Origin of the sequence: Noviherbaspirillum soli, assembly GCF_015352955.1 — a bacterium.
Classification (GTDB): Bacteria; Pseudomonadota; Gammaproteobacteria; order Burkholderiales; family Burkholderiaceae_D; genus Noviherbaspirillum_A; species Noviherbaspirillum_A soli.
The window spans coordinates 1-23,255 of the sequence record NZ_JACYOX010000009.1 but is presented as its reverse complement, the minus strand read 5'-3'; the positions used below and the strand labels follow the sequence as shown (position 1 = coordinate 23,255).

The window sequence follows — 23,255 nt, the reverse complement described above, 5'->3', positions numbered from 1 at the left end:
AAACAAATTATGTCACAAGCCACCCAAGTCGACGGGCGGGCCGCCGTTCCGGCACGGCCCAATGAATTCAACCTGGTCTGGGTCGATATGGAAATGACCGGACTCAATCCCGACACCGACCGCATCATCGAAGTCGCCGTTGTCGTCACCGATCCCCTTCTCAACATCCTGGCCGAAGGCCCGGTGTTTGCCATCCACCAGAGCGACGAAATCCTCGACGGCATGGATGCCTGGAACAAGGGCACGCATGGCCGCTCCGGCCTGATCGACCGCGTCAAGGCTTCCACCGTCAGCGAAGGCGATGCCGAGACCGCGCTGATCGATTTCCTGAAGCACTTCGTGCCGGCCGGCAAATCGCCGATGTGCGGCAACACCATCTGCCAGGACCGCCGCTTCATGGCGCGCGGCATGCCCAGGCTGGAAAACTTCTTTCACTATCGCAATCTCGATGTGTCGACATTGAAGGAACTTTGCCGGCGCTGGAAGCCCGAACTGATTGCCGGCTTCAAGAAGCACCAGAAGCACACGGCGCTGGCCGACATCATCGAGTCCATCGAGGAACTGCGTTACTACCGCGAGCATTTCATCAAGGCATGAGCCCCGGCGGGCCGCGGCCCGCCCACCAGTCCATCCGAAGCAGCACATGCGTCATGCCCGGGAATAGGAACTTATCGACAGTCACTATTTTTTTGGAGCGCCATGATTACCCCTGCCTTCATCTGCGATGCGATCCGCACGCCTTTCGGCCGCTACGGCGGCATTCTTTCCACGCTGCGCGCCGACGACCTGGCCGCCATTCCGCTGGCGGCGCTGATGGTGCGCAACCCCGGCGTCGACTGGGAGCAGCTCAACGATGTGCTGCTGGGATGCGCCAACCAGGCCGGCGAGGATAACCGCAATGTCGCCCGCATGGCCGCGCTGCTGGCCGGCCTGCCGGTCGGCGTGCCCGGCGCCACCATCAACCGGCTGTGCGGCTCGGGCATGGATGCGGTGGGCGCCGCCGCGCGCGCGATTCGGGCCGGCGAAGCCACGATGATGATTGCCGGCGGCGTCGAGGCCATGAGCCGCGCGCCGTTCGTGATCCCCAAGGGCGAGTCGGCCTTTTCCCGGCATGCCGAGATCCATGACACCACGCTCGGCTGGCGCTTCGTCAACCGCCTGCTGCAGGCGGAATACGGCACCGAATCGATGCCGCAGACGGCGGAAAACGTCGCCCGCGAATTCAACATCGAGCGCGAGGCGCAGGACCGCTTTGCGCTGGCTTCCCAGCAGAAAGTGGTGCGCGCGCGGCGCGAAGGCTTCTTCAGCGAGGAAATCACGCCGGTGACGCTGGCGCAGAAAAAGAGCGACCCGCTGATCGCGACGGAAGACGAGCATCCGCGCGCCACCACGCTGGAAGCGCTGGCAGCGCTGCCGCCGCTCCTGGGGCCGGAAGGAACCGTCACTGCAGGCAATGCGTCGGGCGTCAACGACGGCGCCTGCGCGCTGCTGCTGGCCTGCGAGAAGGCTGCCTACAAGTACACCCTGATGCCGCGCGCCCGCGTGCTCGGCATGGCCACCGCCGGCGTGCCGCCGCGGGTGATGGGCATGGGGCCGGCGCCAGCGGCGCGCCGGGTGCTGGTGCAGGTGGGCCTGACGATGGACCAGATGGATGTGATCGAACTCAACGAAGCCTTTGCCGCACAGGCGCTGGCGGTGCTGCGCGACTGGGGACTGCAGGACGACGATCCGCGGGTGAACCAGAATGGCGGCGCCATCGCGCTGGGCCATCCGCTGGGCGCGTCGGGCGCGCGGCTGGTGATGACGGCGGCGCGGCAACTGCATCGCACCAGGGGCCGGTTCGCGTTGTGCACGATGTGCATCGGCGTGGGGCAGGGCATTGCGATCGTGCTGGAGCGGGTGTAATTCGATTGCCCGGATAAACGGGCGGACATGCAATGGCGCACTGCATAAGGCAGTGCGCCATTTTTTTGCCGGGGCCGGCTGTGGACCGCCGCCGGCTACAGCGGCGCCGGCTCGGTCGTTTCCGGCGTGGTAACGGCAACGGCGTCGATCGACTCCGGCTCGGTGTTGTCCGGGCTGGTGCCTATCAGCGCCTGCACCTTGGCAAGGAAGGCATCGGTCGGGCCGGGATTGGCGGCCTGGCCGTTGTCATTGCCATGGTCGTTGCCGGAGCCGCCGCAGGCGGCCAGCGCCAGCAGCAGCGCCAGCGCGGCATAGGATCGCTTGTTCATCATCGCCTGCTCCTTAGTTGTTGGACGAGCCCGACAGCGGCGTCGTCAGGTAAGGGAAGGTGGCCTGGTAGTCGGCCGCGGTCTTGCGCACGCCATCGGTCAGCGCCAGGCCGCCAGCGGGGGCATCCGCAGGCTTGCAGCCTACCTGGAGCGCATCATTCGCGCCGGTCAGGACGCACAGCGCGCCCATGGCCACCCGCAACGACAAATCGGTCACGTCGTCGGCCGGGCGGCGGCCGTTCGGGAAGCCGGCATTGTCGCCTGCCGCCACGCCCAGCGGGCTTTGAGAGGCTGCCGGCGTGGCGGCGATCGAGGTGTTCAGGCGCAGCATTTCCGAGGCGGTCACGTTGGCCGGCTGGTTCACGCCCTTGATGCCCTTGAGGAAGACGGTCACCAGGTCGGTGCGCGGGAAGTTGGTAGGCGCCTTGGCCGATGGGAACAGGGACTGGATCAGCGTGGGCAGCGTCGGGTTGGTCACGTAGTTGGCGAACTGCGCGTCGTTCTGCGGCTTGGAGGCATTGAAGCGGTCCTTGTCTTCCAGGCCAATCACGACTTCATTGACCAGCGGCATGCCCAGGCGCGATACCTGGGTCCAGGCGCCGCCTTCCTTGCTGGCATTGGCCAGGCCGGAGGCCGGCGTCGGATTGGCGAGCCGGCCCTGGCGCACGCTGGCGGTGGTGTAGCCGCCAATCACGGGATCGCCGGCGGCGGCCAGGCAGGCTGCCGGCACTTCCATTGCGATGGTGCTGACGTTCTTCTGTTCGAGGTCGTTCCGGTTGCCGCCGACTTCCGGTCCGAGCGGGTTCAGGTTGACCAGGTCGAAGATCTTGCCGACCGCGATATAGAACGGCTCCTTGCGCTGGCCGACGAACACCCGGCCATTGCCGCAGCCGGGGATGGTGACGTTGTAGATGTGCTGGTTGGCATAGGCTGCATAGCCGCCCGGGAAGGACTTCTCGCCGATGTTGTCGACCGGCTTGTCGAATTCCATGCCGCCGGCGGACAGGTTGGTCAGGCTGGTGCGCTGGCCGCTGCGACGGTCGCCGCGCACCATGTCCACCGTGTAGGTTTCCCGCACGTTCAGGCTGGCCGGGTTGATGCCGTCGACCGGGCCGGAATTGATCAGCGGTATCAGCACCTGCTTGTCGCCGACCGGCAGCGCGGTGCGCTTGGAGGTGCTCTTGAAGCGGAACTGGAAGGTGATGTCTTCCTTCGCGTCGCCATTGTTGTCGATGTGGATTTCATACAGCGCGTTGGGGTCGAACTGGTTGAAGTTCGGGCCGCCCTGCGGATCCTGGAACGGAATGTAGTTCGCCAGCAGCGTCACGTAATCCTGCCGCCCGCTCTCGTAGCTGCGAAACATGTAGAAGTCGGTGCCGTCCACCTTGGGCGCGCCGGTAATGTAAGGGCCTTCGCGGTGGCTGGACGCGACGGCGGGCAGCGCAAACGCGCCGGCCACGGCAGTGGCCAATAAGGTGGTTTTCAGCAAGGGCAGGGCAAGTCGCATGGTCATCTCCTCGGTTGGATGGAGCCGAACGGGTTCGGCACAACGGAACGCTGTGATGACTTGTATGCAGGAGCACGCCAAACGGATTCAACTATTTTTCGCGACCTGCCCGGCGTTTGTTTTCAATCAATCCTTGTCGGGCTGGTCGGCCTTGTCCGGCGCGGAAGCAGCGCCGCAGCACTTCTTGTATTTCTTGCCGCTGCCGCAGGAACAGATGTCATTGCGGCCCGGCGCGGCGGTCTCGTGCCTGACCGTGGTCACAGCCGACTTGCGCAGCGGCGCCCAGAATTTGTGGATATGCGGTATCGCCGCCTCGATCTCGATGGTGAGCTTGTGGCATTTGCCCGGATCGTCGACCAGCGCCAGTTCCTCCTCCTCGATCTCCTCCGCGCCCAGCAGGTAGATCGGCCGCAGCAGCGGCGCCAGCGGCGATTCATGGATCGGCTGCCAGGCATCGGCGCGCAGCTGCATGCCTTCCCAGAAGCCCCAGGCCCAGGCTTCGCCATCCAGCACCGTGCGGCCATTCCACTGGTGCTCGCAGAACAGCGGCTCGAATTCCTTGGGCGCCACCTCGAAGGTCATCGCCACTTCGTTCATGAAGCGCGCGATCAGCGTGGTGATGCGCTGCGCTTCCTTGTCGTTCTTGAAGTCGGGCGCATCCTCGGGCGTGGCGCCCCAGATCCGCGGCAGCCATTCGGCAAACGGCACTTCCTGCGGGCCGATGGCGAGCGCGGTCAGGTAGCCGTGCAGCGCATCCATGGTCATGCAGTCGTCGCCGCAGCGGTCCGAGAGCAGGAAGGTGTCGAGTTCGTTGAATTCCTTGTCGGAAAGCGGTTCATCCAGATGCATGGCGTTTGAAATGAGAGAGAAGCGGGGCGCCTAGTTTAACCGTTCGCGCGTTACCGACGTAGAATGCGCGGATGACTCCCTCCGCCACCTCCTACGCCACGCTGTCGCCCGACCTCGTGCTCGATGCGCTCGATACGCTGGGCTTGTACAGCGATGGCCGCCTGCTGGCCCTGAACAGCTATGAAAACCGGGTCTACCAGATCGGCATGGAGGACGGTCCGCCGGTGGTGGCCAAGTTCTACCGGCCGCATCGCTGGAGCGATGCGCAGATCCTGGAAGAGCATGCCTTCGTCGATGAACTGGCCGCTCGGGAAATTCCGGTGGTGCCGGCGTCGCGCATTGGCGGCGCCACGCTGCATCACCATGGCGGCTTTGCGTTCGCGGTGTTTCCGCGCCACGGCGGCCGCGCGCCGGAACTCGATGACCGCGACACGCTGGAATGGATGGGACGCTTCTTGGGCCGCATCCACGCCGTTGGCATGCTTGAACCTTACGGAACGCGGCCGGCGCTGGACCTCGACACCTTTGGCATCGAGCCGCGCGACTTCCTGCTGGCCCACGACTTCATCCCGCCCGAACTGCTGTCGGCCTGGCGCAGCGTGGTCGACCAGGCGCTGGACGGCGTGCGCGGCTGCTATGAACGGGCAGGCGAGGTGCGCCTGCTGCGGCTGCATGGCGACTGCCATGTCGGCAATGTGCTGTGGACGCCGGATGGTCCGCACTTCGTCGACTTCGACGACAGCCGCAACGGCCCGGCGGTGCAGGACCTGTGGATGCTGCTCTCCGGCGAACGGGCCGACATGGTGCGGCAATTGTCGGACCTGCTGGCCGGCTATGAGGACTTCTGCGAATTCGACCCGCGCGAACTGCATCTGATCGAGGCGCTGCGCACGCTGCGTCTGATTCACTATTCGGGCTGGCTGGCAAGGCGCTGGGACGACCCGGCCTTCCCGGCGGCCTTTCCCTGGTTTAATACCCAGCGCTACTGGCAGGACCGTATTCTTGAACTGCGGGAGCAGGTGGCGCTGATGGCCGAGCCGCCACTATGGCCGGCATGACTGCAACCTTGACACGGAGCACTATGGAAGCGATACGTTTTGGCATCATCGGCGGCAGCGGGCTGTACAAGATGGAGGGCCTGTCCGAAACGCGTGAAATCGTCATGGAGACGCCGTTCGGCAAGCCGTCCGATGCCATCGTCACCGGCCTGCTCGACGGCGTGCCGGTCGCGTTCCTCGCGCGCCACGGCCGCGGCCACTCGACGCTGCCGGGCGATCTGCCGTACCGGGCCAATATCTGGGCGATGAAGTCGCTGGGCGTGGATTACCTGATCTCGGTATCGGCGGTCGGCTCGCTGAAGGAAGCGCTGGCGCCGCGCCACATGGTGCTGCCGGACCAGTTCATCGACCTGACGCGGCACCGCGCCGGCACCTTCTTCGGCGATGGCGCGGTGGCCCATGTCAGCATGGCCCATCCGGTATGCGCCGCGCTGTCGGAGGTGCTGGCACAGGCCCATGCGGACTGCGCGCTGCCCGCGGCGGGCTTGCATCGCGGCGGCACCTATGTCTGCATCGAGGGGCCGCAGTTCTCGACGCTGGCCGAGTCGCGGCTGTACCGCTCGTGGGATGCCTCGGTGATCGGCATGACCAACATGCCCGAGGCGCGGCTGGCGCGCGAAGCCGAGATTGCCTATGCCACGCTGGCGCTGGTGACGGACTACGACTGCTGGCATGAAGGACACGATGCGGTGACGGCCGAGATCGCGATCGCCAACCTGATGCATAACGCCGCCAACGCACAGAATGTGCTGCGCGCCTGCGTGCGCCGGCTGGCGGCCGATGCGCCGGCATCGAAGGCGCATGATGCGCTGAAGCAGGCGCTGGTGACGCCGCCGGCCGCGATGCCGGAGGCGACCAGGGAGAAGCTGCTGCCTCTGCTGCGCAGATATCGGTGAATCAGGAAATCAACGGCGCTTGTTGATCAGGCTGGCATCGATGTTGTTGGAGGTGAGCACCATTCCCTTGAGTGGAATGTCGGGGGCATTGATGATCGAGCTGATAAGTTCTTCGCTGCGACCCTGGCTTCGCATGCGGTCAATCGCTTGTGTACGCGCCTCTTGCTCATAAAGCGCAGACGTCATGTCGCTTGCGTTTGCCAATTCGATCGAACCGCCGACGATGCCATGGATGTCTTCGTCCGAAAGGACGAGCATGCTGTCGTCGATCGGCGCCTTGCCGCCGGCAGCGAGGTCGGTGCAATCCAGCGGGATGGCATTTTGCGCTGAAGACTCCTGCAGTACGTCAATCTTGTTCTCCACAGTCGTGGCCTTGCCGAGCTTGTCCGCCAGCGTCGCATCATGCCGTGCCAGTCGCAGTAGTTCGATCAGCCTGGTCTTGATAGTCATGTTCATTTCTCCTCACGCATGGATGTGGTTGAAGCACAGGGCCGGTTTCTGGCGATCCATGAGGTTTGCCTGCCTGGAAGGATCGCCGTCGTGAACCGCATCCCTGATGCGTGGCATGCGACCCATCAAAGGTTCATCGAAAGGCTGACTGGAGAAATCGGCTCAGGGTGGCCTGGGCCCGGCGCGATGCGGCGGAAGTGTGGTCAGGCGCTTTCGTAAAGCAGCGCCGCGGCGCCGATGTATTGCGCCGGCAGGTTCAGTTCGACGAGGCGGCAGCGGCCGATACGCCCGGCCAGGGCAGGCGACCATTCCTGCAGCGCCAGGCCCAGGCATTTCAGGCAGGCTTCATGCGCAGTCCATGCGCGGGCGAATGCAGCTTGCCGCCGCGCATCATCCATCGCCTGGAGAGCCGCCGCCGTGCGCGGGCCCAGGTAGTCCCGCGCCACGGTTTCCAGGTCGGGCAGGGCGGCGTCGGCAAGGGCCATCAGGTCGATGCCGACCGGGCCGCCAGCGTGGATGGCTGCCAGCGACAGTCCAGCTTGGTGGCTGATGGAGAGATGAATCGGCGGGGCCGATGGCGTCAGCGCCGGCGCCTGGCCCGGCCTGGTATCCAGCGGCACCGCCTCAGGCGCGCAGCCCAGCAGGTTTCCCAGCGCTTCGCGCAAGGCTGTGCGCACCAGTTCACGCGCCTGGCCGCGCAGGCGGGTGTGCGGCGTCGGCACCGCAATGAGGTAAGGGCTGCCGTCGTGCGCTGGCAGAGGCATGCCCGGGCCAGCCCACCAGTGCGGCGCCAACGCGGCGCCGGATGCGCCGTCGCCTCTCATGCCTGGACCGGCGCCGCCGGACAGCCGCGCCAGGCGCTGCCGGCGGGGATGACTTCACCCTTCATCACCAGGGTCAGCGCATTCAACCGCGCGCCATCCCCGATCCGGGCGCCATACAGCACCGCGCTGCGCGGACCCATGCAGACGCCCGCGCCGATCTGCACATGGTCGATCTTCATCACCCGGTCTTCGAAGAGGTGGGTTTGCGGACAGGCCAGCGCATTGATCTCGCTGTGCGCGCCTATCGTCACGCAGTCGAATTCGGTGATGTCGGTGGTATCCATGTAGACGCCGGCGCCGATCCGGCTGCCCAGGAGGCGCAGCGCCAGCGGCAGCCAGGGTGTGCCGCGCAGGTAGCGCAGGAAGTTGGGCACCGTAATGCCTTCATACATGCTGGTCACCGCCTCGGACAGCCAGACGAACGGCGTCCACATCGGCACGGTGCGGGCACGGTAGCGGCCCATGAACAGCCACTTCAGCGCGGCGACGAAGAGCAGGGTGCCGATGCCATAGGACAGGCCGGCCAGCGCCAGGCCGCGCGTCACGTCGCCCCAGCGGCCGGCTTCCGCCGCGGGCATCAGGTCGAGCACGACGACGTAGCCCACTGCGGTCATGATCGCGTGCGGCGCGGCGATGCGGAATGCCTCGACGCTGCCGCGGCACAGGCGGCGCAGCCGGGACGGCCGGAAGGTCAGCGACTCCGGAAAGCCGGTGGTGCCTTCGCGTGCCGGCAGATTGATCGGCGGCGTGCCCAGCCAGGTGTCGCCCGGCTGCATCTGGCTGTTAGCCGGCGCGCGGCTGTGCACGCCGATCAGCGTGTTTTCCGGCAGCACCGTGCCGTCCGGCACATAGGCGCCATTGCCGACGAAGCTGCGGCGCGAAATGACGGTGGGCTGCATGGTCATCCAGCCGCCGTCGATATGCTCGTCGCCCAGCATCACCGCATCGGCGATGAAAGTCTCGTCGCCCAGGGTCAGCATGTCGGGCACCACGCCCAATGCGGACGAGATCTCCGCATCGCGCCCCACCCTGGCGCCGAGCAGGCGGTACCACAGTCCTGAATACACGGTGGCATAGACGCCATGCAGCACGTGCAGGCTGGCTTCCTGGATCTGGTTCACCAGCCACTTGCGGCAATAGACGATGCTGTGCACCGGCCAGGAACCCGGCTTCAGGCGCGGCAGCACGGTCCAGCGGATGCCGACCGACAGCAGCACGGTGCAGACGATCAGCAGCGCCGAGGCCGGCAGCGCCAGCAGGAAGTAGCGCGCCAGCTGGGTCGGCACGTTTTCCGACTGCAGCCAGCCAAAGCGGCCGGGCTCGCCCAGCCAGTCGATCAGCATGAAGGCGGGGAACACCGGCAGGAAGAACAGCAGCGCGACCAGCAGCGCGCCGCCGCCGAAGAACGCGGTTTCCAGGGCCAGGCGGCGCTGCGACACGGCGGGCCGCGGCGCTTGCGACGCGCGGTCGAAGGCGCCGGCGTCGCGCGCCGGGGAGCCGGTCCAGCAGCGGCCGGCGGGCACCCGCATGCCGGCCGTCAGCGCGGACTGGCCGTCGAGGTGGCCGTCGGCCCCGAGCCCGGTATCGCCTTCCAGCACCGCATAGGAACCGACGAAGGCGCCCGCGCCGATGTCGATGCGCCCGAGGTGCAGCCGGCCGCCCTGCACATGGGCGTTTTCCAGGTTGACCGCATTGCCTATGCTGGCGCCGTCGCCGATGGCCAGCAGCGATGGCACGCGCAGCGTGATCGAGCCGATCAGCGCGTCGTGGCCGACCCGTGCGCCGAGCGAGCGCAGCCAGTGGACGTAGAGCGAGGAGCCGGCCAGCAGATAGGTGGGCGCCGCTTCGGCCAGGCGGTCGCCCAGCCACCAGCGGAAGTAGGTCAGGCCCCAGAGCGGGTAACTGCCGGGCTTCAGATTGCCTGCCACCAGGCGCACGCCGGCCGCGGAGATGGCGAAGGCCAGCAGGGTCGTCAGCAGGAAGACGCCGGCCGAGGCCGCCACCGCCAGCGCGATCGAGTCGCCCGGATCGCCGGTGTAGAAGTGGTAGGTGAAGAAGGGCGCCAGCCATTGCGCCATGCGCAGCGTCATCAGCGACGGCGCGGCAATGGCCTGCGCCGCGCCGCAGCGCCAGCGGCGCCAGGCCGCGATGCGCGGCGCCGGCTGCTGCATGGCTGGCGCGGCCGCGGCGTGCGGCTGGCTGGCGGCGATGGCCGCGGCAATGCCTGACACGCTGCGATGCTGGTAGATGTCGCGCACGGTGACATGCGCGTAGCCCGGCATGGCGCGCAGCGCCGAAGCCAGGCGCGCCGCGAACAGGGAATGGCCGCCCAGGTCGGAAAAGAAATCGGCGTCGCGCCGTATCGTCTGGCCGGGAAACAGCACGCGCAGAGCGTCGAACAGCGCAGCCTCTGCCGGCGTGCCGGGCAGGTCGCCGCCGGTGGGCGCGGCAATCGCGAGCGGCAGGGCGCGCAGCGCGTTGCGGTCGATCTTGCCGGAAATCAGGCGCGGCATCTGCGCCAGCGCCTCGAAATGGCCCGGCACCATGTAGGGCGGCAGGCTGGCGGCCAGGGCGGCGCGCAGCGCGGCATGGTCGGTCGCCTGGCCGCTCTCGGCGACATGGAAGGCCACCAGCTGCTCGATGCCTTCCTGGCTGCGCAGCACCACCGCGGCGGTGCCGATGCCAGGCTCACGCATCAGCACGGCCTCGATTTCGCCCAGTTCCACCCGGAAGCCGCGGATCTTCACCTGGTCATCGGTGCGGCCCAGGCATTGCACCTGGCCATTCTCGTCGATGCGCGCCAGGTCGCCGGTGCGGTACATGCGGGCGTGGGCGGCGCTGCCGGCCCAGGGATTGGCGATGAATTTTTCGGCGGTGAGTCCGGCGCGGCCGAGATAGCCGCGGGCCACGCCGGGGCCGGTGATGCAGAGTTCGCCGGCCTCGCCGCGCGGCGCCAGCCGGAGCGCGTCGCCGCTGCCCGCCTCCAGCACCAGGAGGCCATAGTTGGGCAGGGGCGCACCGATGGTGACCGGCTCGTCCGGGCGCAGCACCGTCATGCTGGCCGAGACCGTCGCTTCGGTCGGGCCGTAGCTGTTGAAGACCTGCCGGCCATCCCGCGCCCAGCGCGCCACCAGGGCCTGCGGGCACATTTCGCCGCCCAGGTTGATGATGCGCAGGCCCGGCACGTCCTGCTCGAACAGGGCCAGCAGGGTGGGCACCGCATGCAGCACGGTGACGTCGTTGGCGGCCAGCGCGCGCGGCAGCGCCTCGGGATCGGTTGCCACCGTGCGCGGCGCGATCCACAGCGTGGCGCCGACCAGGTAGCTGATCCAGATTTCCTCGAACGACATGTCGAAGGCCACGGAAAAGCCCTGGTAGACGCGGTCGCTCCCGCGCACGCCGAGCACGCTGTTTTCGCTGCGCAGGAAATGGCAGATCGCGCCCTGGCTGATCTCGATGCCCTTGGGCTTGCCGGTGGAGCCGGAGGTATAGATCACATAGGCCGGATCGGTGGGAAGCACCTGGCCGCGCCGGCGCAGCGGCGCCGTTGCCGGCCGCAGCAGATCCTCGGCCAGCCATGCGGGCAATGGCAACGCTGCCAGCTGGCCGGCCGCGTCGCTGCAGCTGACCAGGCCGGGCGACTGCGCGTCTTCCAGGCAAGTTTGGATGCGGGCCACCGGCGTGTCGGCATCGAACGGCAGCCAGGCAGCGCCGGTCTTGGCGATGGCCGCCTGCATCACCAGCAGGTTCACGCCGCGCGGCAGCCACAGGCCCACGATCTGGCCAGGGCCGACGCCGGCCTCGATCAGGCGCGATGCGGCCAGGCTGGCGGCGTCATCGAGTTCGGCATAGGTCAGCGACTGCGTGCCGTCGACCAGCGCAGTCTTGTCCGGCATTTGCCGGGCAGTGGCTTCCAGCAGGTCGGCGAGGATTTCGTCGCGAATGAAGTCCGGCCGATGCGGCCCCATCAGCAGGGAAGGCCGCTGCTGGTTTTGTAACGCATCGAAGGAGAATTCCAGGCTTGCAGATTCGATATCGGAGGGCAGATCCAGGGGCATTATTTCTTCCGTCAGAAGGATCTTTCATTAGCGGACGAAAGAGGCGGCGGTTGACCTCCGTCACGAAAATATTTTGTGCTTGCCTGACTGGCATTGCCAGGTCAATAACAGCCTCTAATGCGTCACTGTCTTCCAGCCACGGCGGGCGATGGCGTCATGGTTTCCGACCGGAGGGCTTTGCCTGGATGGCTGTTTGTCCAGTTGCGATGCTGCGAAAGAGGCCAGCAGTTGCGCCTTCACCTGGTCTTCCAGCGCGTGGCGGCGTGCTGCCGCGCCGCGCTTGTTCGAGGGATAGGCATTGAGTGGCCGACGCTGATGCGAAAGCGGCAGGCTGAACAGGCCGTCCGGCGCCTCGATGCCGCCCGTGTCGGTCCAGACCGCGTCATAGGACTGCACGATGCAGCGGCGCTTGCGCCAATGGCGGTAGATGTGCTGCGTGTCGCCGACGCCGGCCATGCCCGGCAGATCACATGCTGCGGCCATGGCCTGCATGCCGGCGAAGAGCAGGTCGCGCGGGCGCAGGCCCCACAGGTCGCGGGTGGCATCCCGCATCCTGTCGCGGCTGGTCGGGCAATTGTTGCCTTGCCAGCAGCCGATGATCAGGCCGGGCACGCCATTCCTGTCGCCGCAGGAAAACGCGGTCTTGAGCAGGATGAAGCCATCGCACTCCAGGCGCAGCATCAACTCGCCCTCCTTGGGCAGGTCGCGCGCCGAGCACAGTAGCAGCCGGTAACTGGCGCCGCTCTTGCCGGCGAATTCGGCCAGGACGGCATCGGCCTGCATGGCCGCGAGCAGCAGCCGGGCGCCGGACTGGCGCAGCAGGAACTGGTAATGCGATATCAATAGGCCGGCACGGCCGGTGGCGTCGAGGCTCCTGTAGCTATAGGGACGATGGATTTTCTCGGCAAGGTAGGGATGCTGCCGCAGCAATGCCAGCAGTGGCTTGCTGCTCCAGAGGCAATCCAGCATCTGCATGGTTGGGCCAAGATGGATGAGCGAACGCAGCAGCATCTTGCTGCGCCGGTGGCGCGCGGTGCTGGGGTCAGCCGCGGGGTAGAGCCATTCCGCGGCAGTGCCTATCCGCTGCGCGGCCGCGCCGCCCGCCAGCGCGCGCACGGTCCACAGCAGCATCGTGTCAAGAAGGGCGTACATGTCTCGTCTCTCATGGTTTGATATTTTTATTAGTGTTGCCGGGACTGTGAATGCTCCAGCGGCTTATTCCGACGGCTTATTCCTGCGGCGTGCGCGCGAAATAGCCGTAGGCCAGCGGCAGCAGCAGCAGGGTGAAGAAGGTGGCCGACACGATGCCGCCGACGATCACCACCGCGAACGGCCGCTGCGTTTCCGAACCGACGCCATGGGACAGCGCTGCCGGCAGCAGTCCCAGGCCGGCCATCAGCGCCGTCATCAGGATCGGACGCAGGCGCGCCACCGCGCCTTCGACCGCGCTTTCCAGCGAAGCCGCGCCATTGCCCGCCAGCTCCATGATCTGCTCGACCATGATCACGCCGTTCTGCACCGAGATGCCAGCCACGGCGATGAAGCCGACCGCCGCCGACACCGAGAAGTGCAGGCCGGCTGCAGCCAGGCCGGCAATGCCGCCGATCAGCGCGAACGGCACGATGGACAGCACCAGGCTGGCCTTGCCCACCGAGCGGAAGGCCCAGAACAGCAGCGAGAAGATCAAGAGCGCCGTCACCGGCACGATCACCGTCAGCCGGCGCACCGCGCGCTGCTGGTTTTCGAACTGGCCGCCCCAGGTCATGGTGTAGCCGGCAGGCAGCACCACCTGTTCCCTGACCTTGCGCTGCGCCTCGGCGACGAAGCTGCCCTGGTCGCGTCCGATCAGGTTGGCCTTGATCGAGGCATTGCGGCCGCCCGCCTCGCGGCTGATGCGCGCCGCGCCCTGGCGCGTCTGCACCTTGGCCACTTCGCCCAGGTTGATCGTGCCGCCGCCCGGCAGCGGCACCGGAATCGCCGCGATGTCGTCGACCGACTCGCGCGCCTCGGCGCGCAGGCGCACCGTGATGTCGAAGCGGCGGTCGCCCTCGTAGAACTGGTTGACCGCGTTGCCGGCCAGCGCGGTCTGGATCGCGGCGTTGACGTCGGATACGTTCATGCCCAGGCGGGCGATGCGGTCGCGGTCGATCACGATGTCGAGCTCGCTCTGGCCGCCGATGCGGATGGCGGCGACGTCGGCCGAGCCCCGGATGCCGTTCAGGATGGAAGCCACCTGCTCGCTCTTCTGGGTCAGCACTTCCAGGTCGGGCCCGAAGATCTTGACCGCGATCTCGCCCTTGACGCCGGACAGCGATTCCTCGACGTTGTCCTGGATCACCTGCGAGAAATTGGTCGGCACGCCCGGCAGGCGCCGGATGCGGGCCGACATGTCGGCGATCATGCTTTCCTTGGTTCCAAAGCGCCAGGCGTCGCGCGGCTTGAGGTCGGCCAGCACTTCGAGGTTGTTGGGTCCCTTGGGATCGGTGCCGTCGTCCGGCCGGCCGACCTGGGTGATGATGTTGCCCACTTCCGGATAGGTCAGCAGGATGGCACGCACCTGGCCCTCGATGCGCTTGGTCTGCTCCAGCGAGCTCGACGGCGCCAGCGTGATGGTGAGCCAGATGTTGCCTTCGTCGAGCTTGGGCAGGAACTCGCTGCCCAGGCGCGGCGCCAGCGCCAGCGTGACGGCCAGCGCGGCGGCGGAGACGCCGAAGACCATGAAGCGGCGCGCATGGGCCTTGTGCAGGAAGCGGCGATAGCGTTCCTGCAGCGCATGCATCCACGGGCTATGGCGCTCGGCCATGGTGTGGCGCTTCATCAGCAGCGCCAGCAGGGTCGGCACCAGCGTCATGGTCAGCAGGATCGCGCCCAGCATGGCGAAGCTCAGCGTCAGCGCCACCGGCGTGAAGATCTTGCCCTCGACCCGCTGGAACGTGAAGATCGGAATGAAGGCGACGATGATGATGGCCTTGGCGAACAGGATGGGATGGCCCAGCTCGACCAGGGTGCCGCGCAGCACGTCCTTGCGCCAGAGGTAGTCGGCGTCGGCATGGGTCGGGTCGAACTGGTGCGCCGCCAGCCTGACCATCAGCGCCTCGACCAGCACCACCGCGCTGTCGATGATGATGCCGAAGTCGACCGCGCCGAGCGAGATCAGGTTGGCCGGCACGCCTTTCAGGTCCAGCATGATGAAGGCGAACAGCAGCGACAGCGGGATCACCGCCGCCACCACCAGCGCGGCGCGCCAGTCGCGCAGGAAGATCACCAGGATCGCGATCACCAGCGCCGCGCCCACCAGCAGGTTCTCGGCCACCGTGTGCACCGTGTGGTCGATCAGCTTGGTGCGGTCGTAGATCGGGTGCAGCTTGACGCCCTTGGGCAGCCTGGTATGCACCTGCTCGATGCGGGCCTTGATGTCTTCCACGACCTTGGCGGCATTGCCGCCGCGGACCATCTGCACCACGCCCTGGACCACGCTGTCGCTGCGGTTGAAGGCGACGATGCCGGACTTGGGCCGGATGCCGATCGCCACTTCGGCCAGGTCGGACACCAGCACGGTCTTGCCGGCCTTGGCGCTGACGATCACGCGGCCGATGTCGTCCAGGCTGGAAAACAGGCCGATGCCGCGCACGATCAGGCCTTCGTCGCCGCGCTTGACATAGCCGCCGCCGACGTTGGCGCTGTTGTTGGTCAGCGCCTGGCTGACCTGGTCCATCGTGATGCCGTAGCGCTTCAATGCCTGCGGGTCGATGCGCACCTGGTATTCCCGCACCGCGCCGCCGAAGCTGACCACGTCGGCCACGCCGGACACGCTGCGCAGCGCCGGGCGGATCACCCAGTCCTGCAGCGCCCGCACTTCGGATTCCGGCATCGAGGACGGCGCCTCGACGATATAGCGGTACACCTCGCCGACGGCAGTGGTCAGCGGCGCCAGCGTGGGCTGGATGCCGGGCGGCAGGTTCACGCCCTGCAGTTTTTCCAGCACCTGCTGGCGGGCGAAATAGTCATTGGTGCCATCCTCGAAGGTCAGGGTGACGATGGACAGGCCGCTGATGGTGACCGAGCGCAGCTGGGTCTGGCGCGGCACGCCGCTCATCTCGCGCTCGATCGGCAGCGTGACGGTGCGCTCGATTTCTTCCGGCGCCTGGCCGGGATACTGGGTAACGATCTGCACCTGCACGTCCTGCACGTCCGGGAATGCCTCGATCGGCAGGTTGGTCAGGGAGCGGTAGCCAAATACCGCCAGGGCGGCGGTCAGGACCAGCACGAACACCCGCTGGTTGAGGACGAAACGAATCAGCTTATCGAGCATGGGACGCCATTTCCGCATTCAGCAGCAGCGCGCCTTCCACCACCACTTTTTCACCGGCCGACAGGCCGCTTTCAACAAAGCTGACATCGCGGCCGCGCAGCGCAAGGGTGACCTGGCGCTTCTCGAAGGCGCCGGGCGCCTTTTCGACGAAGGCATAGGTATGGATGCCCTCGGTCACCAGGCCGCCGTTGGGCAGCGCAATCGCGCGCCGGTTGTTGTCGGCCAGGAAGGAGACGCGGGCAAACATTTCCGGCCGCAGGCGGCCATCGGCATTGTCAACGGTGCAGCGCACCTGGACCCGGCGGGTGGCCGGGTCCAGGCCGAAGCCGACCTTCTCGACAGTGCCGGCGAACTGCACGCCCGGATAGGCCTCCGTCTCGATGCCGACCTTCTGGCCGGACTGCACCCGGCCGAGGTTGCGCTCGGGCACATCCACCAGCAGCCACAGGCGGGCCGGATCGCTGACCACGAACAGCGGCGCGGCCTGGTCGGGCCGCAGCTCCATGCCAGGCGTGACCTGGCGCTCCACCACCACGCCCGCCAGCGGCGAACGCAGGTTGAACCTGCCGTTGTCGGCGCCGGATGCATGCAGGTTCTTCAGGCGCAAGGCGCTGCGCCGGCTCTCGGCCACTGCCTGGCGGTAATCCGCCTCGGCGGCCTCGACTTCCTTCTGCGGCACCACTTCATGCGACAGCAGGGTGCGGGCGCGATCGTAGGCCAGTTTCTTGCGGCGCTCGTCGGCCACGGCCTTCTGGTTGTCGGCGTCGGCGGCAGCCAGTTCCGGCGCATCGGCCTGGAGCAGCACGGCGTCGCGCGCGACGCGGTCGCCCACCTCGGCGCGCACCGCCAGCACCCGGCCCGCGATCGGGCTGGAGATGCGGGCAGTGCGGTTTTCATCCAGCGCCAGGCGGCCGTTGAGCGGCTCCGACACCGGCAGCGGCAGGGCAGCGGCGGTTTCGGTGCGCAGCGTCGACAGTTGCGGCGCATTGGCGGGATACTGCAGCACGCCGTTCTGGTTGACGGGGCTGGCGACCTGCTCCGGCTCGGCGACGACCGGCTGGTTGGCTGCCTGCAGATGGCGGGTGAGGCTGATGGCGCCCAGCGCCAGCGCGGCCGCCACGGCGACGGTCAGGACGGTCTGGATGCGTTTCTTGGAATTCATGGCTGGTCTCCGGAGGCATTGGATTTGGCGGCTTCCCAGGCGGCCAGTGCTTTTGCGTGATCTGCGCGGGCGGCGGCCGCTTCGAGCAGCGTGGCGCGGCGGGTGCGGCGCGCATCGAGCACATCCATCACGCCGGCCGCGCCATTGCGGAATGCGTATTCAGCAGCATCCGCCGACTTGGCGGACGCTGCAAGGAGTTCGGTGTCGTAGCGGCGCAGGCGGATGGCGGCCTGGCGCGCGTCGCTGGCGCTGACGATGAGTTCGCCGCGGGCCGCGGCCCGGACCTTTTCCAGCGCGACCGAGGCATTGTCGGCCGCCGCCTGGGCGCTGCGGATCTCGCCTGTGAACTGGTTCTGCAGGAACAGCGGAATCTGGATCGAGATGCCGACGCTATTGCCGCTGCCCTGGTTGTTGGCGCCGTTCTGCGGCCAGTGTTCGGCCTGTACGCCGACCGTCACGTCGCGGGTGCGCAGCGACAGGGCCAGACGCAGCGCGGCATCGGCGGCACGGACCCGGGCTTCGGCGGCGCGGATGTCGGCGCGGTTGCCGATGGCCGCGTCGGCCATTGCCTCGTAGGCGAGGTCGGGGTCCGCCACCGGCCAGGCGTCGGTGGCGCGCAGGTCGGTGGTGCCGGCCAGGCCGCCCAGCGCCAGCGACAGCGTCTGCTGCGCCCGCCGCACCTCGGCTTCGACCTGGTTCACATCGTTGGCGGCGCGCAGCGCATCGACTTCGACGCGGGCCACGTCGGCGCCGGCGATGTCGCCGGCCTTGCGGCGCTGCACGGCCGCTTCCCGGGTCCGGTCGTACAGGCTCGCGGTCTCGCGCACGATGTCGCGCCGCTCCTGCGCTTCCAGCAGGTCGTAATAGGCCTGCGCCACCGCCAGCCGCATCTGGCGCCGCACGTCGCCGAGGTCGTTGCGCGCGGCCTGCTCCAGCAATTGCGCGTTTTCAACCCGCAGCGCGCGCTTGCCGCCGCGTTCGATCTGCTGGTCGATGCGCACCGTGGTGTCGACCGCCTTGTTGCGCAGCGACCCGCCGCCCACGCCCTGGGATGGATTGATGTTGATGGTTTGCAGGGTCAGCAGCGGATTGGGGCCGACGTCGGCCGAGCGCACGCCGGCCTGCGCATTGCGCAATGCCGTCAGCGCCAGCCTGAGGTCGTGGTTGCTGTCCAGGGCGATGCGTTGCGCATCTTCCAGCCTCAGGGCCATGCCGGTGTCCTGGGCCGCGACGGCGTGGACGCCCGGCAATGACAATGCACAGGCGAGCAGCAGAATAAACTTCTTCATGTACTGTTACGTGATCAGTGAAACAACGTCCCATCCCGCGGGGGCCGGACGGTCATTGGAAAACAGGCGCAAGACCTCGCCGGCGGAGTCATCCTAGAGTTGCTTCCTGTCAGGCAACTGAGGAATTGCTGACAAAACGCTGACGGCCAGCAGCGCTTTTCCATCTGATGGGTTTCTTGCAGGTTGCTGACGTTGCCAGGTCGCATTGCCCTGTTTGGCTGGCCGGAACCTCGCAGCAACGCAGCTTGCCTGTCAATCCGGGTCAATCCATGAAAACCGTCAGGCGTCCAATGTGCTTGCGTTCCTGCAAGCGTGCCGCGTAAGGACGGGCGCGAAACGCCTGCAGATGACGATCCATCACGATAATGGCAATCTTTTTCCGCGACTGCACGATGGCGTTGAATTCATTGTCGCTGCACATCAGGCTGCTTGGCTTGAGCCGGTTACCCCAAAGCAGGTCGCGGCTCCGGGAATCGACGATGTGCAAGGGCTGTTCCAGATAAAAAGGCAGCGACGATATGTCCTCGAAGTTCCGGTACAGATAGACTTCGTGCCCGCTCGCTTCGCGCTGCAGCCATTGCGCCAGTGGTTTTGCCGTCTCCAGCGGCTGCATGGCCATCACCACCGAATAGGTGAAGGCGCCAAGCACCATCGGCAGCATCAGATAGGCGCCCATGCCGGCAGTGAGGCGACGCGCAAGGAGCGAACAAAGGAAGCCAAGCAGCCCGATGGCGGCAAATACGGCAAGCAGCAGCGTGTGCAGGCTGACATCGGAGATTTGCAGCGGCTTGTCCGTGAGCGCCGGTCGCAGCCAGCCGGCCAGGCAGAGCGCGGCCCCCAGAACAGCGATTGCATATCCAGGCCAGGAGATCACGGCAGGGCGCTGCAAGCCGCGGTTTTCCAGCGCAATCGCCAGATGCAATGCTGCGAACGGCATGACGACCACGAGGTAATAATTTGCCTTGGCCTGCGACAGGGAAAAGAACAGCAAGGGAAGTAGCCATGCGACAAAGAGAAAGCGGCGCAGCGTCGCCGTGCCTGCGGCCAGCAAGGGCTGCTGACGACCCAACAGGCCCAGCACGAACAATGGCCAGGGGAACAGGTAGAGCATGACGCGCGGCAGGTAATACCAGAACGGCCCATTGTAATAATCATGCGGCTCGCGTTTGCCGAGGAAACGCAGCACATGTTCATTGACGAAATAAAGCCAGGGGAACAGGGGCTCGGCAAGAGAAGCGGCAATATGCCACGGCAGGACGATCGCCAGCAGCAACGCAAGTGCGTCCGGCCGCAGCATCCCGGCCGCTGCCCGGAACAGGGCGCTGCCCAGCCCTGCAATGCTCAGCAGGAAGACGCCGACGACCAGCAGGTAAAGCAGCAATGCCACCAGCCCTTTGGACAGAATCCCCAGTCCCAGCCAGAGCATCGACCACCGCAGTTGTGCAGGATTGCCCTCGGTGAGATAGCGGTAGCCGGAAAACAATGCGCCGGTCAGGCATGCGGCAAGCAGCATGTCGAACATGAGCAGGCGCGACATGATGGACACGCCCAGGCCGGTAATGAACATGAAGGCGCCAAGCCGCCCGGCGCGCGGCCTCTGGATCGCATTGCCAAGCCGGAGCATCATGGCCACGCACGACAGGGCGGAGATGGCCGGCACGAGCCGGGCCGACCATTCCGCCAAGCCAAACAGGGAAAATGACAGCGCAGTAAGCCAGTAAAGCAGCGGCGGCTTCTCCAGATAGGGCAGGCCGTTCAGATGCGGGATGACCCAATGCCGCCAGTCATGCGAAACCAGCATCTCGCGCGATATCTCGGCATACAGGCCTTCGTTGTTATCGGAAATGCCGGGACTGCCGAGTCCGGCAAATACGAAGAGGAGCGCAACGAGCCATACCAGCCAACGGGCCGGGAATGCATTGTCGAGCCTCGCAGAATCAGGAGGAAGCAAGCGCATCTCCGGGCAGGATTGTCGGCAATCCGTATTTTCAGACATTATTTTCCATCGGTAAATGGTAGGAGCGATAGCGCATCAATAACTGAAGCAGTCCGGATCATAGGCAGGCCCCAGGCCGGCCGTTGCGCTTTTCCCCTACAATGGGCGTCCTGAATCCTGCCTATCGCTCCCTACGCAATGCATGTGCTTTTAGTCGAAGACGATGCCGTCCTGTCCGATGGCATCGCCCGCAACCTGACCAACCATGGCATGGTGGTGGATGTCGTGTCCAACGGCCGCGATGCCGACCTGGCCCTTCAACGGCGCGACATTGCCGTGGTAGTGCTCGATATCGGCCTGCCCGGCATCGACGGTTTCGAGGTGGTGCGCCGGCTGCGCGCCCGCGGCAGCACCACGCCGGTGCTGCTCCTGACCGCGCGCGATGCGGTGGAAGACCGGGTATTCGGCCTGGAGCTGGGCGCCGACGACTATCTGGCCAAGCCCTTCGCCACGCCGGAACTGGTGGCCAGGGTCAGGGCGCTGCTGCGCCGGGCCAGCCCGGCCCAGACCAGCGTCAAGATGGGCGAACTGACGCTGGACACCGCCGCGCGCCGGGCCATGGTGCGCGGCCGGCCGATCGAGTTGTCGGTGCGCGAATGGGGCATCCTGGAATACCTGATCCGGCACAGCGGCCGGGTCGTCTCGAAGCAGCAGATCATCGATGCCATCCTGCCATGGGGCGAGGAACTGACGCTGAACGCGGTGGAAGTCTATGTCTCGCGCATCCGCATCAAGCTCGGCGACGCCGGCCTGGCGCTGCGCACGATACGCGGCTTCGGCTACATGCTGGAATCCGAGCGCTAGGATGCGCAGCATACGGCTGAGCCTGCTCAAGTGGCTGCTGTTGCCGCTGCTCCTGCTTAACCTGATCGGCGCGGCCGGCACCTACCTGCTGGCCTGGCGTCCGACCCAGATCGCCTTCGACCAGAGCCTGGCCGACGTGGCCTGGGCGCTGCTGCCCTATGTGACGCAGCGCGATGGCGGCATCGTGGTCGACCTGTCGCGGCAAGCCGAGCAGGTGCTGCGGCTGGACCATGTCGATGCCGTGTATTTCGTGGTGCGCAACCACAAGGGCGAGATCGTCGCCGGCGATGCCGATTTTCCGGAAATGCCGGAGCCCAAGGCGATGAACGAGCCCGAGGCGCGCGACGGCCGCATGCGCGGCGTGGCCATCCGCGTGATCACCTTGTCCACCCTGGTCGGCAGCGAACCCGTGACGATCTGCGTTGCCGAAACCTTGTGGAAGCGCATCAGCGTGCGCTCGGGCTCGAACTTCGCCGGCCTGCTGGTCCATGAACTGCTGCTGACGCTGCTGTCTGTTGCGATCGTCTGGATTGCCGTGACGCGCGGCCTGGCGCCGTTGCGGGCGATGCAGTCCAACCTGCACGGCCGCGCCGACGACGACCTGGCGAACCTGCCCGACGACCCGATGGCGCTGGAACTCAAGCCGGTGGCCGCCGCCTTCAATGGCCTGCTGGAAAGGGTGCGCCGGGCGGCCCGCAGCCAGCAGGATTTTCTGGCCAATGCCGCGCACCAGCTGCGCACGCCGCTGGCCGGGCTCAAGACCCAGCTGGAGTGGATGGACCGGCGCCATGCCAGCGATCCCGACAGCGCCCGATCGGTGGCGATGATGCTGGCGTCCACCGAGCGCATGATCCGCCAGACCAACCAGTTGCTGGCGCTGGCGCGGGCCGAGCCCAGCCAGTTCCAGAAAACCCGGCTGTACCCGGTGCAGCTCGACAAGCTGGTGCAGGACTCGATCCAGCATTTTGTCGAGGAAGCCGACAAGAAGCAGATCGACCTCGGCTTCGAGCTGGCGCCACTGACCATCGCGGGCGACCGTTTCCTGCTGCGCGACCTGATCGACAACCTGGTCGACAATGCCATCCGCTATACCCAGCCGGGCGGCAGGGTCACGGTAAGCTGCCACGAGGCCGACGGCCGCGGCCTGCTGCAGGTGGAGGACGACGGGCCGGGCATACCGGCGAATGAACTTGACCTGATCTTCAGCCGCTTTTATCGGCTCAACAATGACGTCGCCGGCAGCGGCCTGGGACTGGCCATCGTGCGGGACATTGTCACTGACCATGATGCCGAACTGAAGGTGTGGCCGGGCGGGGGCGGTCGTGGCACCGTGTTCTCGGTCAGCTTTGCGCTGGCGCAGGAGGAGCAGGAGGTTGGGAATGTGCATCCGGTGGGGTAATGGGTGGGGCGGCGCTGCCCGAAGCGGGAATAAGGTGCGGCGTCTGTCGTAGGGTGGAATACCCCGAAGGGGCATTCCACCTTTGGTCGATCAAGCCAAGGCTCTGCATTTACCTGTTTTTCCAAAGCCGAAGCCAAAGCCAAAGCCAAAGCCGAAGCCGAAGCCAAAGCCAAAGCCAAAGCCAAAGCGCCGGTGCTGCCCGTGTCTTGCCGGGTGACGCAAGGCGGTTGCACTGCCGTGGGGACAAGCCGGGAGTCCGTCCCGGCGGCCGGGTCACTTTTTTTGCTTCACCCTCTATGTCAGGCTAGTTGTCGCATCCACTGATATCCAACAACCTGGAGGGCGATAGCGAGTGAGCAATGAAGAAACGACATCCGGAGCCAGTCCGGGAATGGGCCATACAGCAAATCATGTTGC

General features: G+C 66.4%; 17 protein-coding genes. 6 read left to right on the top strand and 11 right to left on the bottom strand.

The window, feature by feature from the left end; all coding sequences use genetic code 11:
- The first annotated feature begins 9 nt into the window (after positions 1-9).
- A complete protein-coding gene (orn, locus tag IGW04_RS09280; RefSeq protein ID WP_194712795.1) occupies positions 10-597 on the top strand; it encodes an oligoribonuclease in 588 nt (195 codons plus the stop codon).
- Between the two features lie 102 nt (positions 598-699).
- Complete coding sequence (gene pcaF / locus IGW04_RS09275; protein ID WP_194712794.1) at positions 700-1,905, top strand: 3-oxoadipyl-CoA thiolase; 1,206 nt, start codon at positions 700-702, stop codon at positions 1,903-1,905.
- Between the two features lie 95 nt (positions 1,906-2,000).
- Here pcaF and IGW04_RS09270 read toward each other — a convergent pair whose 3' ends face one another.
- The 3 genes from IGW04_RS09270 to IGW04_RS09260 form a co-directional block, all read right to left on the bottom strand.
- Positions 2,001-2,237, bottom strand: a complete 237-nt coding sequence (locus IGW04_RS09270; protein ID WP_194712793.1) for a hypothetical protein — start codon at positions 2,235-2,237, stop codon at positions 2,001-2,003.
- A 10-nt stretch (positions 2,238-2,247) separates the two neighbouring features.
- Positions 2,248-3,741 (bottom strand): DUF4331 domain-containing protein, encoded by a 1,494-nt coding sequence (locus tag IGW04_RS09265; protein ID WP_194712792.1) that lies wholly within the window; start codon positions 3,739-3,741, stop codon positions 2,248-2,250.
- 126 nt (positions 3,742-3,867) lie between these two features.
- Positions 3,868-4,590, bottom strand: coding sequence for a UPF0149 family protein (locus IGW04_RS09260; protein WP_194712791.1), 723 nt, complete (start codon positions 4,588-4,590; stop codon positions 3,868-3,870).
- A gap of 71 nt (positions 4,591-4,661) precedes the next feature.
- Here IGW04_RS09260 and IGW04_RS09255 point away from each other — a divergent pair, with 71 nt between their 5' ends.
- Both IGW04_RS09255 and IGW04_RS09250 read left to right on the top strand, forming a co-directional pair.
- Positions 4,662-5,648, top strand: a complete 987-nt coding sequence (locus tag IGW04_RS09255; protein ID WP_194712790.1) for a serine/threonine protein kinase — start codon at positions 4,662-4,664, stop codon at positions 5,646-5,648.
- 23 nt (positions 5,649-5,671) lie between these two features.
- A complete protein-coding gene (locus IGW04_RS09250) occupies positions 5,672-6,544 on the top strand; it encodes an S-methyl-5'-thioadenosine phosphorylase (RefSeq protein ID WP_194712789.1) in 873 nt (290 codons plus the stop codon).
- Positions 6,545-6,553: 9 nt separating this feature from the next.
- On the opposite strand, the gene IGW04_RS09245 is transcribed toward IGW04_RS09250, so the two are convergent.
- The 8 genes from IGW04_RS09245 to IGW04_RS09210 form a co-directional block, all read right to left on the bottom strand.
- Positions 6,554-6,994, bottom strand: coding sequence for a hypothetical protein (locus IGW04_RS09245; RefSeq protein WP_194712788.1), 441 nt, complete (start codon positions 6,992-6,994; stop codon positions 6,554-6,556).
- 203 nt (positions 6,995-7,197) lie between these two features.
- On the bottom strand, positions 7,198-7,758 hold the full coding sequence (locus tag IGW04_RS09240; protein ID WP_194712787.1) for a 4'-phosphopantetheinyl transferase family protein: 561 nt from the start codon (positions 7,756-7,758) through the stop codon (positions 7,198-7,200).
- 56 nt (positions 7,759-7,814) lie between these two features.
- On the bottom strand, positions 7,815-11,786 hold the full coding sequence (locus tag IGW04_RS09235) for a Pls/PosA family non-ribosomal peptide synthetase (RefSeq protein ID WP_228526965.1): 3,972 nt from the start codon (positions 11,784-11,786) through the stop codon (positions 7,815-7,817).
- Between the two features lie 204 nt (positions 11,787-11,990).
- Positions 11,991-13,028: a VirK/YbjX family protein gene (locus tag IGW04_RS09230; RefSeq protein ID WP_194712785.1), complete on the bottom strand. Its 1,038-nt coding sequence runs from the start codon at positions 13,026-13,028 to the stop codon at positions 11,991-11,993.
- Positions 13,029-13,104: 76 nt separating this feature from the next.
- Complete coding sequence (locus IGW04_RS09225; protein ID WP_194712784.1) at positions 13,105-16,188, bottom strand: efflux RND transporter permease subunit; 3,084 nt, start codon at positions 16,186-16,188, stop codon at positions 13,105-13,107.
- Entirely contained in the window at positions 16,178-17,350 is a 1,173-nt protein-coding gene (locus tag IGW04_RS09220; RefSeq protein ID WP_194712783.1) for an efflux RND transporter periplasmic adaptor subunit, read from the bottom strand. Before IGW04_RS09220 ends, IGW04_RS09225 begins: the two co-directional genes overlap by 11 nt.
- Complete coding sequence (locus IGW04_RS09215) at positions 17,347-18,639, bottom strand: TolC family protein (protein WP_194712782.1); 1,293 nt, start codon at positions 18,637-18,639, stop codon at positions 17,347-17,349. The genes IGW04_RS09220 and IGW04_RS09215 overlap by 4 nt, the downstream gene beginning before the upstream one ends.
- Before the next feature lie 262 nt (positions 18,640-18,901).
- The gene (locus IGW04_RS09210; RefSeq protein WP_228526964.1) at positions 18,902-20,440 is read right to left on the bottom strand and encodes a glycosyltransferase family 39 protein; all 1,539 of its coding nucleotides are present in this window, start codon (positions 20,438-20,440) and stop codon (positions 18,902-18,904) included.
- Between the two features lie 333 nt (positions 20,441-20,773).
- On the opposite strand from IGW04_RS09210, the gene IGW04_RS09205 reads away from it, so the two are divergent.
- On the top strand, positions 20,774-21,439 hold the full coding sequence (locus tag IGW04_RS09205) for a response regulator transcription factor (RefSeq protein WP_194712780.1): 666 nt from the start codon (positions 20,774-20,776) through the stop codon (positions 21,437-21,439).
- A gap of 1 nt (position 21,440) precedes the next feature.
- Complete coding sequence (locus IGW04_RS09200; protein ID WP_194712779.1) at positions 21,441-22,838, top strand: sensor histidine kinase; 1,398 nt, start codon at positions 21,441-21,443, stop codon at positions 22,836-22,838.
- Positions 22,839-23,255: the final 417 nt, after the last annotated feature.

Coding starts and splice junctions, on each gene's coding strand:
- orn (WP_194712795.1), top strand. CDS start 10: ATGTCACAAGCCACCCAAGTCGACGGGCGGGCCGCCGTTCCGGCACGG.
- pcaF (WP_194712794.1), top strand. CDS start 700: ATGATTACCCCTGCCTTCATCTGCGATGCGATCCGCACGCCTTTCGGC.
- IGW04_RS09270 (WP_194712793.1), bottom strand. CDS start 2,237: ATGATGAACAAGCGATCCTATGCCGCGCTGGCGCTGCTGCTGGCGCTG.
- IGW04_RS09265 (WP_194712792.1), bottom strand. CDS start 3,741: ATGCGACTTGCCCTGCCCTTGCTGAAAACCACCTTATTGGCCACTGCC.
- IGW04_RS09260 (WP_194712791.1), bottom strand. CDS start 4,590: ATGCATCTGGATGAACCGCTTTCCGACAAGGAATTCAACGAACTCGAC.
- IGW04_RS09255 (WP_194712790.1), top strand. CDS start 4,662: ATGACTCCCTCCGCCACCTCCTACGCCACGCTGTCGCCCGACCTCGTG.
- IGW04_RS09250 (WP_194712789.1), top strand. CDS start 5,672: ATGGAAGCGATACGTTTTGGCATCATCGGCGGCAGCGGGCTGTACAAG.
- IGW04_RS09245 (WP_194712788.1), bottom strand. CDS start 6,994: ATGACTATCAAGACCAGGCTGATCGAACTACTGCGACTGGCACGGCAT.
- IGW04_RS09240 (WP_194712787.1), bottom strand. CDS start 7,758: ATGCCTCTGCCAGCGCACGACGGCAGCCCTTACCTCATTGCGGTGCCG.
- IGW04_RS09235 (WP_228526965.1), bottom strand. CDS start 11,786: ATGGGGCCGCATCGGCCGGACTTCATTCGCGACGAAATCCTCGCCGAC.
- IGW04_RS09230 (WP_194712785.1), bottom strand. CDS start 13,028: ATGTACGCCCTTCTTGACACGATGCTGCTGTGGACCGTGCGCGCGCTG.
- IGW04_RS09225 (WP_194712784.1), bottom strand. CDS start 16,188: ATGCTCGATAAGCTGATTCGTTTCGTCCTCAACCAGCGGGTGTTCGTG.
- IGW04_RS09220 (WP_194712783.1), bottom strand. CDS start 17,350: ATGAATTCCAAGAAACGCATCCAGACCGTCCTGACCGTCGCCGTGGCG.
- IGW04_RS09215 (WP_194712782.1), bottom strand. CDS start 18,639: ATGAAGAAGTTTATTCTGCTGCTCGCCTGTGCATTGTCATTGCCGGGC.
- IGW04_RS09210 (WP_228526964.1), bottom strand. CDS start 20,440: ATGCTGGTTTCGCATGACTGGCGGCATTGGGTCATCCCGCATCTGAAC.
- IGW04_RS09205 (WP_194712780.1), top strand. CDS start 20,774: ATGCATGTGCTTTTAGTCGAAGACGATGCCGTCCTGTCCGATGGCATC.
- IGW04_RS09200 (WP_194712779.1), top strand. CDS start 21,441: ATGCGCAGCATACGGCTGAGCCTGCTCAAGTGGCTGCTGTTGCCGCTG.